Below are 12,557 nucleotides of genomic sequence, written 5' to 3' on the forward strand. Positions count from 1 at the left end.
GCAGCGCGGATCCGAGTAGCGCACGGGGCGGGCCGAGGCGGGCCGGGGCGCGGCCCGGCCGGCCGATAGGCTGGCGGCATGCGCGCGCTGGCCCGACGTCGGACGCTGCTGTGGCCCGCGTTCCTGCTCGTGCACCTCGTCATCGCCGGGCTGTGCCTGAAGCCCGGCATCACGGGCGACTCCTTCAACGACGTGACCGGCTTCTACCGGGTCTGGGCCGAAGCGGCCCGCGACTACGGCCAGTGGCCGGGCATCACCCAGGCCTGGGTCTACCCCGTGCTCGCCCTGGTGCCGATGCTGCTGCCGCTGCTCGGCGGGCACGACGGCTACGGCGCCCTCTGGCTCGTGCTCGTGACCGCGCTCGACGCGGCGGCCTTCGCCCTGCTCACCGCCCAGCCGACCGTGCAGCGAGCGAAGGCCGCGTGGTACTGGCTGGCCTGCATCGCCGCCCTCGGCCCCGTCGCGCTCGGCCGGCTCGACATCATCTCGGTCGCGCTCGCCGTGATGGGGGTCGTGGCGCTCGCGACCCGGCCGGCCCTGGCCGGGGTGCTGCTCGCCCTCGGCGCCTGGGTCAAGTTCTGGCCCGCCGCGATCGTCGCCGCCCTCGTCATCGCCGTGAAGGAGCGCTGGCGGGTGCTGGTGGGCGCCCTCGCCGCGACCGCGGCGATCGTCGTGGCGGATGCCGCACTCGGCGGCGCGCACCAGGTCTTCAGCTTCATCGGGCAGCAGGCCGGCCGGGGCCTGCAGATCGAGTCGCCGTTCGCCACCTCGCTGCTCTGGGCGGTGCGCGCAGGTGTGCCGCACGCCCGCATCTACTACGACACCGGCATCTACACCTACCAGGTCGAGGGGCCCGGGGCGGCCGTGCTCGCGAAGGCCGCCGACTGGGGCATGGGGCTCGCCGTGGCCGCGACCGCGCTCCTCGGCCTGCGGGCGGCGCTGCGCAAGGCAGAGCCGCGGCTCGCGGCGGCCCTGCTGGCGCTCGGGTTCACGGCGGCGTTCTGCGCCTTCGACAAGGTCGGGTCGCCGCAGTACCAGAGCTGGTTCGCCGTGCCGGTGATGATGGGGCTGCTGGTCGCGGCGCGCCGCTTCCGCGCCCCGGCGGTCATGGTGCTCGTGATGACGGCGCTCAGCCAGGTGATCTATCCGTGGAACTACGGCGCCCTGACCGGCGCGCACACGTGGATGCTGCTGGTCATCGGGGTACGCAATCTGCTGGAGATCGCGCTGTTCGCCTGGGCGCTCGTGGCGCTCTGGAAGGCGGGCAGCCGGAGAGGAACCTGATCATGATCGTCGCATTCTCCGTCGCCCCCTCGGGCGGCCCGTCCGCGCACGAGGACGGCTCGGTGCACGACGCGGTCGCCGCCGCCGTGGCCGTCGTGCGCGCCTCGGGGCTGCCGAACCGCACCTCGTCGATGTTCACCGAGATCGAGGGCGAGTGGGACGAGGTCTTCGACGTCGTCAAGCGCGCGACCGAGGCCGTGCTGCCGTTCGGCAGCCGCGTCTCGCTCGTGCTGAAGGCCGACATCCGCCCCGGCCGCACCGGCGAGCTGGACGGCAAGATCGAGCGGCTCGAGCGGGCTCTGGGCGACGCGGATGCCTCGGCCGAGGCATCCGATTAACTCGATGTAAACCCGCTCGAATCGTTTCGAGGCGGCACGTACAATCGCAGGCATGTCCCTCCAGCCCGGCGGGCCGACGCAGTTGTCGCCGGCCCGCATTCGTTTTGCTCTGATCGCGCTCGCGATCGGCGGCTTCGCCATCGGGTCGACCGAGTTCGTGGCGATGGGCCTGCTGCCCGACATCGCGCACGCGATGCTGCCCGGGGTGTGGGCACGCAGCCACGAGGCGGCCAACGCGCAGGCCGGGCTGATGGTGAGCGCGTACGCGCTCGGCGTCGTGGTGGGCGCCCCGACGATCGCCGCGGCGGCCGCGAAGCTGCCGCGCAAGCAGCTGCTGCTGTGGCTGCTCGTCGCGTTCACGCTGGCGACCGCGGCGGCCGCCCTCGCGCCGAACTTCCCGACGCTGCTGATCTTCCGCTTCATCTGCGGGCTGCCGCACGGGGCGTACTTCGGCATCGCCTCGCTGGTCGCCGCGTCGCTGATGGGGCCCGGCAAGCGGGCGCGCGGCGTCGCCTTCGTGCTGACCGGGCTCACCGTCGCCAACATCGTCGGGGTGCCGGCGATCACCTGGGTAGGGGAGAGCTTCGGCTGGCGCGTCGCCTACGGGGTGGTGGCCGGGCTGTTCGCCGTGACCTTCCTGGCCGTCGCGATCGCCGTGCCGTGGAGCCCGGGCAACCGGCACCAGACGATCCGCCGCGAGCTGTCGGCGTTCCGGCACACGCAGGTGTGGCTCGCACTCGGCATGGGCGCGATCGGATTCGGCGGGTTCTTCGCCCTGTACACGTACATCGCGCCGCTGGTCACCGACGTCGCCGGCCTGCCGCAGCAGCCGTGGGTGCCGGTGTCGCTCGTCGTGTGCGGCGTCGGCATGTTCGTCGGCAACCTCGTCGCCGGGCACACCGCCGACCGCTCGGCGCCGAAGACGATCATCGGCGCCTTCCTCGCGGTGATCGTCACGCTGGCGTTCACCGGCATCGTGGCGCACATCCCGGCGCTGCTGATCGTCGGCATCTTCCTGGTCGGGGCGGCCTCGTCGGCGGTCTCGCCGGCGGTGCAGCTGCGGCTGATGGACGTCGCCCACGACGCCCAGTCGATCGCGTCGGCGCTGAACCACTCGGCGTTCAACATGGGCAACTCGCTCGGCGCCTACCTCGGCGGCGTGGTCGTCGGGCTCGGCCTCGGGTACCGGGCCCCGATCTGGATCGGCATCGGGCTGACGCTGCTCGGCATGGGCATCGCGATCGTGTCGTTCATCATCGAGAAGCGCCGCGGCGAGCTGCGCCACACCAAGCCCCTGGACCTCGCCCACGTGTAGCCCGGGGGCGGGCGGGCCGTCGATTCGTCGAAAATCGTCCCCGCCGACGGCCCGGGGCGCACAAGTCGACGAATCGCCGGCGGTGCAGGCATCCGCTCGTCGAAAAGCGTCGGCGAATGCGCCGGCGCGAGCACAATTCGACGAATCGTCGGTGGCCGGCATCGATTCGTCGAAAGTGGTCGACGCAGGCGTCTCAAAGAGCGAAAAGTGACGAATCGCTATGCGCAACCAGCGTCACCAAGTAGGACGCTCCACGAGGCGGCGGCTTGCTCGCCGCCGAACGCTGAGCCCGCCCGAGCCGACCGCGCCGCACCGGGCGGGGACCCGCGCGCGAACCAGCTCAGTCGTTGTGCAGCAGGATGCCGTCGGCGATGGCGCGCTTGCGCAGCGCGACCTTGGTGCCGACGTCGTACCCGGCGAGGCGGTACTTCTCGCGGATGCGCTTCAAGTAGCTCTTCGCCGTCTCGTCGCTGATGCCGAGCTTGTAGGCCACCGACTTGACCGGCTCGCCGGCGCCGTAGAGGGCCATCACCCGGCGCTCCTGCGCGCTCAGCTTCGGGCCGCCGCTGCCCTCGGTGGTGTTGAGCGCCAGGTCGAGCTCGGCGGAGATGAACGACTCGCCGGCGACGGCCGAGCGGATGGCCTCGGCGATCATCGCGGCGTCCTCGCTCTTGACCACGTAGCCGAGCGCGCCGGAGGCGAGCGCCTCGCGCACCACGTTCGGATCGGAGTAGGCGCTCATCAGCACGGTCTTGACGTTCGCCGACTTGAGCGTCGCGAGCTTCACGGAGATGGGGATGTTGTCTTTCAGGTCGAGGTCGAGCAGCACGACGTCGACGGGGAACTTGGCGCTGGTCATGAGCTCGGGCCAGCTCGCGACCGTCTCGACGACGTCGATGTCGTTGGCCACGTTGCGGATCCACTCGGTGAGCGCGCCGAGGATCATCCGGTGATCGTCCACGATGGCGATCCTGATGGGTTGGCCTGTCACGTTGTCTCCTCTTCGCTTCGCCGGGATCGAAGCTTGGTGCGACGGATGCTTGTGCTGAGCATATTCTGTTGCATTCGGCCCCTTAGCGGTCGGCCACCACGTCGAGCGCGCACTCGACGTCGATCCTCAGCGTAGGCGCATCCCACGTCTCGGAATAGCGCCCGACGCGCGCGATCGCCTGCCATGCCGCCTGGTCGACGCGGCGCCGGGGCACCCCGACGACCTCGATGGTGATGGCGAGCCGCGGGTTCTGCGCGCCGACCGCGCTGCGGCGGCGCACGGTGACGGTGAGCGACTGGGCGACGCGTTCCCCGTCGCCGGCGAACATCCAGATCGCGCTGAGCAGGCCGTCGCGCTGGTCGGGGGCGAGCTGGGCGGCGAGCCCGTCGGGGTCGTCGACGTGCGAGACCGGTCCGAGCACGCTGGACTCGGTGAGGGCGTGGTGCAGCCAGGTCTGGCTCTTGCCGGCGACGAGGCCGAGGCGCAATTGGGTGGCGATGGTGGAGGCGCGCTCGGCGAGCTCCTCGGTCAGCGGCAGCGCGGTGCGGCCGGTGGCGACCCCGTCGAGCAGCTCCTCGGCGTCGCGGTCGAGCTGCACGAGCTGCTCGGTGGCCGACAGGCCGAGGCCCGCCCCGGAGGCGCTCGTCGTGCCCTGCGCCTGCGACAGGTCGGCCTGGAACTGCAGCATCGCGTCGAACGCACGCGTGATGCCGAGGCCGACGAACGGGGGCACCATGGCGATGGCCAGGTTGACGATGGAGGGGGCGAAGTCGCTGACGCTGCCGCGCGCCGTGAACGCGAAGTCGGCGAGCAGCAGCACGCCGAGGGCGCCGGTGGCCATGGCGACGCTGTGCCGTTTCTGGTCGGTGGCGAAGGTGAGCAGCCCGGCGCCGACGGCGATCGCGGCCATCGGGTAGGGCCCGGTGACCTGGCTGCCGACGTTGCCGTAGACGCCAAAGATGTCGAGCACGATCACGACGGCGAAGGCGATGCGGGCGATGTGGTACCAGTGCCGCGGCAGGGTGATGCGGTGGCCGAGGCCGAGCTGGGTGATGAGGATCGTCGCGATGAGCAGCAGCCACGCGGCGAGATTGAGCGCCGGGACGGCGGAGGTGTGGAAGTGGAAGTCCCCGAGGGCGAAGAGCAGGCACAGCACGACGATCACGTCGGCGGTGAGGTTCAGGCCGAAGGCGAGCCGCTCGACGGTCGGGGTCTGCGCGCGGGTGCGCGGGGCCGCCGGCTCAGCGATGGCCTGATGGCTCACATGGCTCACTTGGGCACCTCCAGCACCACGGTCGTGCCCGATCCGGGCGCGGAGAACAGCCGCGCGTTCCCGCCGACGTCGCGCAGCCGGGCGACGATCGACTCGGTGAAGCCGAGCCGGCCCGGGGCGATGGACTCGATCGAGAAGCCGACGCCGTCGTCGGTGACCATGGCGCGCACGCTGGTGTCGTCGTCGGTGATGGTCACGTGCGCCTCGCCGACGCCGGAGTGGCGGCGCACGTTCTCGAGGCTCTCGGAGAGTGCGAGCAGGAACGCGTCGAGCGTCTCGCTGGGCAGCAGCACCTGGCCCTTGCCGTGCCAGGAGACCTCGAGGCCCATGCGGCGGAAGCGCTGCTTGACCGACTCGAGCGTGTTGCCCAGCGTGGACTCCTCGACGGGGCGCAGCTTGTACTCGCCGCTGGCCGCCGGGTTGGGGGTCAGCCCCATGCGCAGCTGGCGCAGCAGGGCGGCGTCCTGCGCGGCCTGCTCGCGCAGCGCGTTCTCGCTCACCCCGACGCCGGAGTGGGCGAGCAGGGTGAGCGTGGCGAGCACCGTGTCGTGCAGCAGGCGGGCGCCCTGGCGCCGGCGCGCCTCGGTCTCGGTCGCGACGCGCTCGGCGCGGTACGCCTCGCTCATGTTGGCGATGCGGCGCATGGTCTGCGGCACCACGCGGCCGAGCCACACGGCGAGGATCATGCCGAAGATCCAGCAGGCGACGGCGACCGCCTCGGCCCGGCCCTCCCGGAAGTTCGCGTCGCTGACCGCGTAGACGAGAGCGGCGACGGATGCGACGAAGCTGAGCGCGCACAGCACCATCCGGGGCCCGGTGGTGCCGAGCAGCACGCCGACCGACGCGGTGCTGCCGCCGGCGACGAAGGCCAGCCCGTAGACGACGGCGATGGTCGGCTCCTTCTCGGCGGCGCCGACCAGCACGACCGTGCCGATCGCGAGCACGTCCAGGCAGGCGAGCCACGCCATGGGCGTGTTCACCCGCAGGCGCACGAAGCCGAGGAACACCACCAGCAGCGCGACGATCGCGGCGACCTGCACCCAGATGTGCTCGAACGACTGCGGCAGCACGAGGCACAGCAGCGCGGTGAGGGTCGTGAGCGCCCCCATGTTGCGCGCGGTCGCGGCCAGCAGCCGGTCTCGCTCCTTCTGTATGCGTTCCATGCGGCCTCGTCCAGCGGTGTCGGCGGTGTCGGCGGTGTGGCCGCGCTAGTCGGCGAGCAGCCGCGACAGCTGCGCCCCGATCAGCTCGGACTCGATCAGGAACCCGTCGTGACCGTACGGCGAGCGCACCACGACGGCGTCCCTGCCATCGATATTCCCACGGATGCCCGCGGCGATCCGCTGCTGACCCTCGATGGGGAACAACCGGTCCGTGTCGATGCCCACCACCAGCGTGCGCGCCGACACCGTCGCGAGCGCCTCCTCGACCGATCCGCGCCCCCGGCCGACGTCGTGCGAGTTCATGGCGCCGACCAGCGTGATGTAGCTGTTCGCGTCGAAGCGCCGGGTGAACTTGTTGCCGTGGAAGTCGAGGTAGGACTCGACCGCGAAGCGCCCGCCCGCCCCGAGCGGGCTGAGGCCGCTCTGCCAGGCCCGGGCGAAGCGGTCGTTGAGCTCGTTCGGGCTGCGGTAGTTCAGCAGCGCCATGCGCCGGGCGAGCGCGAGGCCGCGGTGCGGGCCCTCGCCGGGCGCGGCCTCATAATACGAGCCGCCGCGGAACAGCGGGTCGGCTCGGATCGCCTCGATCTGCACCGAGTTGAGGGCGACCTGGTCGGCCGTCGTCACCGGGGGAGCGGCGATCACGGCCAGCCGCTCGACCCGCTCGGGGTATCCGATCGCCCACTCGAGCGCCTGCATGCCGCCCATCGATCCGCCGATCACCGCGGCCCAGCGGCGGATGCCGAGCCGGTCGGCGAACGCCGCCTGCGCCCGCACCTGGTCGCGGATCGTGGTGAACGGGAAGCGCGGCCCCCAGGCCTCGCTGTCCGGGGCGGCGGAGGCGGGGCCGGTGCTGCCCTGGCATCCGCCCAGCATGTTGGAGGCGACGACGAACCAGCGGTCGGTGTCGATGGCCTTGCCAGGGCCGACCACGCCGCTCCACCAGCCCGCGGTGGGATGGCCCGGGCCGGCGTCGCCCAGCACATGGCTGTCGCCCGTCAGGGCGTGCTCGACGAGCACGGCGTTGGAGGCATCCGCGTTCAACTCGCCCCAGGTCTCGTACGCGATGCGCACGAACGGCAGGCGCTGCCCGCTCTCGAACTCGAACGGCCCGATGCCCACGAAGCGCCGGTCGCCGGGCGGGTCGGTCTCGCGCCACGCCCCGGTCGCCGGCGGCTTGCCCAGCAGGGAGCGCACCTGCGCGTCGGTGATGAAGCTCGACGGCTCGCTGTCCTCCGCGGTCTGCCATTCCATTAGCGACGATTCTGCCCTGCCGCGGCCCGGCCCCCGCGTCGTGTTACGCGGGGGCCGGGCCGGTTGCGGCGATCAGGCGGTGACGGATGCCTGGGCGACGCCGCGCGCCGCCGCGAGGCCCGCCTCGAGGTCTGCCTTCAGGTCGTCGACGTTCTCGAGCCCGACCGACAGGCGCACCAGGCCCGGGGTGACCCCGGTGGTGAGCTGCTGCTCGGGGGTCAGCTGGGAGTGCGTCGTCGACGCGGGGTGGATGACGAGCGAGCGCACGTCGCCGATGTTCGCCAGGTGGCTGAACAGCTCGAGGCTCTCGACGAAGCGCTTGCCGGCGTCCACGCCGCCCTTCAGCTCGAACGACAGCACGGCGCCGACGCCCTTGGGGGCGTACTTGTTCGCGGCGGCGTACCAGGGGCTCGTGGGCAGGCCGGCGTAGTTGACGGATGCCACATCCGGGTGCTGCTCGAGGAACTCGGCGATCTGCTGCGCGTTGTGCACGTGCCGCTCGATGCGCAGCGAGAGGGTCTCCAGGCCCTGGATCAGCAGCCAGGCCGAGATCGGCGCGATGGCGCTGCCGAGGTCGCGCAGCAGCTGCACGCGGGCCTTGATGATGTAGGCGAGGCCGTCGCCGACCGCCTGGGTGTACTGCACGCCGTGGTACGACTCGTCGGGCTCGTTGAGACCCGGGAACCGGTCGGCGTGCTCGGACCAGGGGAACGTGCCGCCGTCGACGATGATGCCGCCGATCGTGGTGCCGTGGCCGCCGATGAACTTGGTCGCCGAGTGGATGACGATGTCCGCGCCGTGCTCGAAGGGGCGGATCAGGTACGGGGTGGCGATGGTGTTGTCGACGATCAGCGGCACGCCGTTCTCGTGGGCGATGCCGGCGACGGTCTCGATGTCGAGCACGTTGATCTTGGGGTTGCCGATCGTCTCCGCGAAGAACAGCTTCGTGTTCGGGCGCACCGCGCGGCGCCACTCGTCGGCGTCGTCCTGGTTCTCGACGAAGGTGACCTCGATGCCGAGCTTGCCGAGCGTGTACTTGAACAGGTTGTAGGTGCCGCCGTAGATCGACGTGGAGGAGACGATGTGGTCGCCCGCCTGCGCGATGTTCAGCACCGCGAAGGTCTCCGCTGCCTGGCCGCTCGAGACGAGCAGCGCGCCGGTGCCGCCCTCGAGCGCGGCGAGGCGCTCCTCCACGACCGCCTGCGTCGGGTTCTGGATGCGGGTGTAGATGTTGCCGAACTCGGCGAGGGCGAAGAGGTTCTTCGCGTGGTCGGCGTCGTTGAAGACGTAGGAGGTGGTCTGGTAGATCGGCGTCGCGCGCGCGTTGGTCACCGGGTCGGGGCCCGCGCCGGAGTGGATCTGCTTGGTCTCGAACTGCCAGGTCGACGGATCGGCGGTCATGGGTGCTCCTTGAGTGCTCGTGCGTTCGGGTCGCGTGGGATCACCTGAACGCTAGGAGCGCCGCCCGTGGGCGGCAATGACCCCGGACACACGACGTCACATTCCCCGCCCCCGCTGGTCGACTCACGGCGCAGCCGCCCCCGCTGGTCGACTCGCGCGCGGCGCGAATGGAGACCGCGCCGTTACGCGGGCGCCCGACGCTTGTGGAACAGCCACGCCGCCTTCGGCTCGACGAGCGGATGCAGCGCCTTCTTCACGAACGGCTGCGAGAGCAGCACCGAGATCGCGATCGACAGCAGCACCACGCCGATCAGCACGAGCGGCGTGTTGTGCGCCTCGAGCCAGCCCGACTCGCGCAGCGGGTAGAGGAAGAACGAGTGCAGCAGGTAGATGTACATCGTCGCGCCGCCCCACGGCGTGAACACGGTGCCCCGCCGGGGCACGAGCACCAGCACGGCCGCGGTCATGATCAGCGCGAGCGCGATCACCAGCAGGCGCACGAATCCGGCCCACCACTGGTCGTAGCCGAAGCTCGAGTACTCCTCGTCGAAGAGCAGGAAGCGGCGGATCAGCAGGTCGCGCCACGCGTCGATGCCGAGGTACATCGTCACCGCGGCGGTGAGCAGCACCGCGATCGCGGCCGACCGCACCCACCAGACCGCCTTCGTTCCCGCCGCGAGCCACGCCTCCGAGAGGTGCGAGCGGCGCCGCAGCTCCCAGCCGAGCACGAAGAACGGCAGCAGCGCCGCCACGCGAGACAGCGACAGCGTCGCATCCGTGTTGCTCGCGTAGCCGGAGACGAACGAGATGGCGACGCTGATCAGGAAGGGGAACTTCAGCATCGCCAGGTACGGCAGCACGAGCCGCCAGATGGCGAGGGCGATCAGGAACCACAGCGTCCACTTGGCGGCCGAGTAGTCGAGCGAGAATGGATGCGTGGGCAGGGTGACCCACTGGATCACGATCCAGATCGACTGGAAGACCACGTAGGGGATGACGACGTCGGTGATCAGCCGCTTCAGCTGCCGCCCGCTCGGCGGGTCCGCTTTGGCGAAGTATCCGCTCACCAGCACCAGCACCGGCACCTGGAAGGTGTAGACGAACAGGTAGAACGCGTAGGCCAGGTCGCTGCCCGCGATCAGCTTCAGCACCGCGTGGCCGATCACGACCATGGTGACGGCGATCCAGCGCGCGTTGTCCCAGAACGGAACGCGCTTCTTCGGCTTCGGCTCCGGCCGCTGCGGCGCCGCCGGGCTCGTCGGTGTCGTCGGAGAACTCATCCTGCTTCACCCTAGAGTTGCCGCATGGGAGAAGCACGCAGGGTCGTCGTGACGGGGGCGAGTTCGGGCATCGGAGAGGCGACGGTACGCCGCTTCCGCGAGCACGGGTGGCAGGTGGTCGGGGTGGCCCGCCGCGCCGACCGGCTGGAGGCGCTCGCGGCCGCCACCGGCGCCGAGACCTTCGTCGCCGACGTCACCTCCGACGACGACGTGGCCGCGCTGCGCGCCCACCTCGAGGCCACCGGGCCCGTGCACGCGCTCGTGAACAACGCGGGCGGCGCGCGCGGCTCGGACACCGTCGAGGCGGGCTCGATCGCGGACTGGCAGTGGATGTTCGACGTCAACGTGCTCGGCGTCAAGCGGGTGGTCTCGGCGCTGCTGCCGCTGCTGCGCCGCGGGGCGCAGCAGGCGGGGTCGGCCGACGTCCTGACCGTCACCTCGACCGCGGGTCTGCAGGCGTACGCGGGCGGCGGCGGCTACAACGCGGCGAAGTTCGCCGCCCACGCCCTGGTCGGCGCGCTGCGGCTCGAGCTGAAGGGCGAGCCGATCCGGGTCATGGAGGTCGCGCCGGGCATGGTGCACACGCCCGAGTTCTCGCTCAAGCGCCTCGGTTCCAGCGAGCAGGCGGAGGCGGTGTACGAGGGCGTCGACCATCCGCTGACCGCCGACGACGTCGCATCCGTCATCGTCCAGGCCCTCGAGCAGCCCTGGCACGTGAATCAGGACCTGATCGTGCTGCGCCCGGTCGCCCAGGCCGCGCAGTACGCGCTGCACCGGGGCCCGCTCGAGGTGAACTCCGAACTGCTCTAGAGCTTCTGGGAAACCCAGGAGCGCAGTTCGGCGGCGGGTCTCGCCCCGACGATGCGGTCGGCCTCGGCGCCGTCGCGGTAGAGCAGCAGCGTGGGGATGCTCGAGATGTTGTGCCGCGCCGAGACGCCCGGCGACGTGTCGGAGTTCACCTTGGCGACCTTGAGCCGGCCGGCGAACTCGCGCGCGAGCGACTCGACGACCGGGGCGACCATGCGGCACGGGCCGCACCACGGCGCCCACACATCGACGAGCACCGGCAGGCTGGCGCCCGCGACCGCCTCGTCGAAGCTCGCGTCGTCGACGTCGACGAGCCAGGGCAGAGCCTCGTGGCACTTCGCGCAGCGCACCTTGCCGCGCCGGGACTGCGGCACCCGGTTGCGCGCACCGCAGGCCGGGCAGGCGACGATCGCGGCGGCGGGCGCCGTCGTCACCATCGCGGCACCGCCCCGTGCCGGGCGAGCGCGGCCTCGACCTGCCGCAGGCTCGGCTCCATCAGCCACTCGCCGTCGACGTAGACGACAGGGGTGCGCAGGCCGCCCGCGGCGAGCATCCGCAGCTTGTGGTCGATCTCGGGGTGGGCGTCGAGGTCGACGTACTCGTAGTCGACGCCGGCGCGGTCGAGCGCGCGCCGGATCATCTGGGTGATGCCGCACCAGCGGTTGCCGTAGATCGCGACCGGCACCGTGCGCACGCTGCGGCGCACGTAGCCGGGCGTGACGTCCTGGATCATCGTCATGAGGTGGTCACCTCCGCAGGGGAAGAGGGAGCCGTCGCACGCACCGTGTCGAGCGCGGCGACGAGCTCGTCGAAGTCGGGGAGCTGCCTGAGGCGCGGCGAGACGTGCACCCAGCGGATCACGCCGTCGGCATCGACCAGGTAGACGGCGCGCTCGCTGTGCCCGTCCGCCTCGCGCCATACCCGGTAGCGCTTGGCGGTCTCGCCGTGCGGGTGGAAGTCGGACAACAGCGGGTAGCGGATGCCGCGCACCGCGGCCCACGCCCCGTGACTGTAGATCGAGTCCACGGAGACGCCGATCAGCTGCACGCCGCGGGAGGCGAATTCGTCGTACTCCTGCTGGTAGAGCTCGAGCTGCACGCTGCAGCCGGGGCTCCAGTCGAGGGGGTAGAACACCAGCGCGAGCGGCGCGCCGCGGAAGTCGGAGAGCCGCACGATGCGCCCGTCCTTGTCGGGGAGGGCGAAGTCGGGCGCCTGCGTGCCCACCGGCAGGCCGTCGGCGACCCGCTCACCGTCCATCGGAGGCGCCGACAGGTGCAGGTCGCGCACGTCGCGCGTGTCCTCCGGCGCGGCGGGCTCGATGCGGTCGACGGTGTCGAGCAGCTCGGCCGCGTTCAGATCTGCGCTCATCATGCCGCCCGGGCTCGGTGGACGTGGACCGGAATGTTCCCGCGCATCCGTGCCCGGGGGCCGCCGGAGCGGCCCCACGGGATCCA

13 protein-coding genes are annotated in these 12,557 nt (G+C 71.4%); 4 read left to right on the top strand and 9 right to left on the bottom strand.

Annotated features, from left to right (window positions below; translation table 11 throughout):
- Positions 1 to 78: 78 nt before the first annotated feature.
- From H563_RS0105600 to H563_RS0105610, 3 genes are read left to right on the top strand one after another with little or no spacing between them, the layout of a single operon-like run.
- Entirely contained in the window at positions 79 to 1,284 is a 1,206-nt protein-coding gene (locus tag H563_RS0105600; protein WP_022881623.1) for a glycosyltransferase 87 family protein, read from the top strand.
- 2 nt (positions 1,285 to 1,286) lie between these two features.
- On the top strand, positions 1,287 to 1,622 hold the full coding sequence (locus H563_RS0105605) for a thiamine-binding protein (RefSeq protein ID WP_022881624.1): 336 nt from the start codon (positions 1,287 to 1,289) through the stop codon (positions 1,620 to 1,622).
- Between the two features lie 52 nt (positions 1,623 to 1,674).
- Positions 1,675 to 2,937, top strand: coding sequence for an MFS transporter (locus tag H563_RS0105610; protein WP_022881625.1), 1,263 nt, complete (start codon positions 1,675 to 1,677; stop codon positions 2,935 to 2,937).
- Positions 2,938 to 3,277: 340 nt separating this feature from the next.
- On the opposite strand, the gene H563_RS0105615 is transcribed toward H563_RS0105610, so the two are convergent.
- The 6 genes from H563_RS0105615 to H563_RS0105640 all read right to left on the bottom strand — a co-directional run bounded on the left by H563_RS0105615 (position 3,278) and on the right by H563_RS0105640 (position 10,296).
- On the bottom strand, positions 3,278 to 3,898 hold the full coding sequence (locus tag H563_RS0105615; RefSeq protein ID WP_281169775.1) for a response regulator: 621 nt from the start codon (positions 3,896 to 3,898) through the stop codon (positions 3,278 to 3,280).
- Between the two features lie 112 nt (positions 3,899 to 4,010).
- Positions 4,011 to 5,201 (bottom strand): hypothetical protein, encoded by a 1,191-nt coding sequence (locus tag H563_RS15245; RefSeq protein WP_051142650.1) that lies wholly within the window; start codon positions 5,199 to 5,201, stop codon positions 4,011 to 4,013.
- Positions 5,198 to 6,364: a sensor histidine kinase gene (locus tag H563_RS0105625; RefSeq protein WP_022881628.1), complete on the bottom strand. Its 1,167-nt coding sequence runs from the start codon at positions 6,362 to 6,364 to the stop codon at positions 5,198 to 5,200. Before H563_RS0105625 ends, H563_RS15245 begins: the two co-directional genes overlap by 4 nt.
- Before the next feature lie 45 nt (positions 6,365 to 6,409).
- On the bottom strand, positions 6,410 to 7,615 hold the full coding sequence (metX, locus tag H563_RS0105630; RefSeq protein WP_022881629.1) for a homoserine O-acetyltransferase MetX: 1,206 nt from the start codon (positions 7,613 to 7,615) through the stop codon (positions 6,410 to 6,412).
- A 72-nt stretch (positions 7,616 to 7,687) separates the two neighbouring features.
- Positions 7,688 to 9,016, bottom strand: a complete 1,329-nt coding sequence (locus H563_RS0105635) for a bifunctional o-acetylhomoserine/o-acetylserine sulfhydrylase (protein ID WP_022881630.1) — start codon at positions 9,014 to 9,016, stop codon at positions 7,688 to 7,690.
- A gap of 182 nt (positions 9,017 to 9,198) precedes the next feature.
- Positions 9,199 to 10,296: an acyltransferase family protein gene (locus H563_RS0105640; protein WP_022881631.1), complete on the bottom strand. Its 1,098-nt coding sequence runs from the start codon at positions 10,294 to 10,296 to the stop codon at positions 9,199 to 9,201.
- 24 nt (positions 10,297 to 10,320) lie between these two features.
- Here H563_RS0105640 and H563_RS0105645 point away from each other — a divergent pair, with 24 nt between their 5' ends.
- Complete coding sequence (locus H563_RS0105645; RefSeq protein WP_027479144.1) at positions 10,321 to 11,106, top strand: SDR family oxidoreductase; 786 nt, start codon at positions 10,321 to 10,323, stop codon at positions 11,104 to 11,106.
- Here H563_RS0105645 and trxA read toward each other — a convergent pair.
- From trxA to H563_RS15250, 3 genes are read right to left on the bottom strand one after another with little or no spacing between them, the layout of a single operon-like run.
- Positions 11,103 to 11,540 carry a thioredoxin gene (trxA, locus tag H563_RS0105650; protein WP_022881633.1) on the bottom strand — a complete coding sequence of 146 codons (438 nt, stop codon included), beginning with the start codon at positions 11,538 to 11,540 and terminating at the stop codon, positions 11,103 to 11,105. The two genes, H563_RS0105645 and trxA, sit on opposite strands and share 4 nt — an antisense overlap.
- Complete coding sequence (locus tag H563_RS0105655) at positions 11,534 to 11,842, bottom strand: glutaredoxin family protein (protein ID WP_022881634.1); 309 nt, start codon at positions 11,840 to 11,842, stop codon at positions 11,534 to 11,536. Before H563_RS0105655 ends, trxA begins: the two co-directional genes overlap by 7 nt.
- The gene (locus tag H563_RS15250; protein WP_211212369.1) at positions 11,839 to 12,471 is read right to left on the bottom strand and encodes a redoxin domain-containing protein; all 633 of its coding nucleotides are present in this window, start codon (positions 12,469 to 12,471) and stop codon (positions 11,839 to 11,841) included. The genes H563_RS0105655 and H563_RS15250 overlap by 4 nt, the downstream gene beginning before the upstream one ends.
- Between the last annotated feature and the right edge of the window lie 86 nt (positions 12,472 to 12,557).

Source organism: Gryllotalpicola ginsengisoli DSM 22003, assembly GCF_000419445.1.
Taxonomy (GTDB): Bacteria; Actinomycetota; Actinomycetes; order Actinomycetales; family Microbacteriaceae; genus Gryllotalpicola; species Gryllotalpicola ginsengisoli.

Coding starts and splice junctions, on each gene's coding strand:
- H563_RS0105600 (WP_022881623.1), top strand. CDS start 79: ATGCGCGCGCTGGCCCGACGTCGGACGCTGCTGTGGCCCGCGTTCCTG.
- H563_RS0105605 (WP_022881624.1), top strand. CDS start 1,287: ATGATCGTCGCATTCTCCGTCGCCCCCTCGGGCGGCCCGTCCGCGCAC.
- H563_RS0105610 (WP_022881625.1), top strand. CDS start 1,675: ATGTCCCTCCAGCCCGGCGGGCCGACGCAGTTGTCGCCGGCCCGCATT.
- H563_RS0105625 (WP_022881628.1), bottom strand. CDS start 6,364: ATGGAACGCATACAGAAGGAGCGAGACCGGCTGCTGGCCGCGACCGCG.
- metX (WP_022881629.1), bottom strand. CDS start 7,615: ATGGAATGGCAGACCGCGGAGGACAGCGAGCCGTCGAGCTTCATCACC.
- H563_RS0105635 (WP_022881630.1), bottom strand. CDS start 9,016: ATGACCGCCGATCCGTCGACCTGGCAGTTCGAGACCAAGCAGATCCAC.
- H563_RS0105640 (WP_022881631.1), bottom strand. CDS start 10,296: ATGAGTTCTCCGACGACACCGACGAGCCCGGCGGCGCCGCAGCGGCCG.
- H563_RS0105645 (WP_027479144.1), top strand. CDS start 10,321: ATGGGAGAAGCACGCAGGGTCGTCGTGACGGGGGCGAGTTCGGGCATC.
- trxA (WP_022881633.1), bottom strand. CDS start 11,540: ATGGTGACGACGGCGCCCGCCGCCGCGATCGTCGCCTGCCCGGCCTGC.
- H563_RS0105655 (WP_022881634.1), bottom strand. CDS start 11,842: ATGACGATGATCCAGGACGTCACGCCCGGCTACGTGCGCCGCAGCGTG.
- H563_RS15250 (WP_211212369.1), bottom strand. CDS start 12,471: ATGAGCGCAGATCTGAACGCGGCCGAGCTGCTCGACACCGTCGACCGC.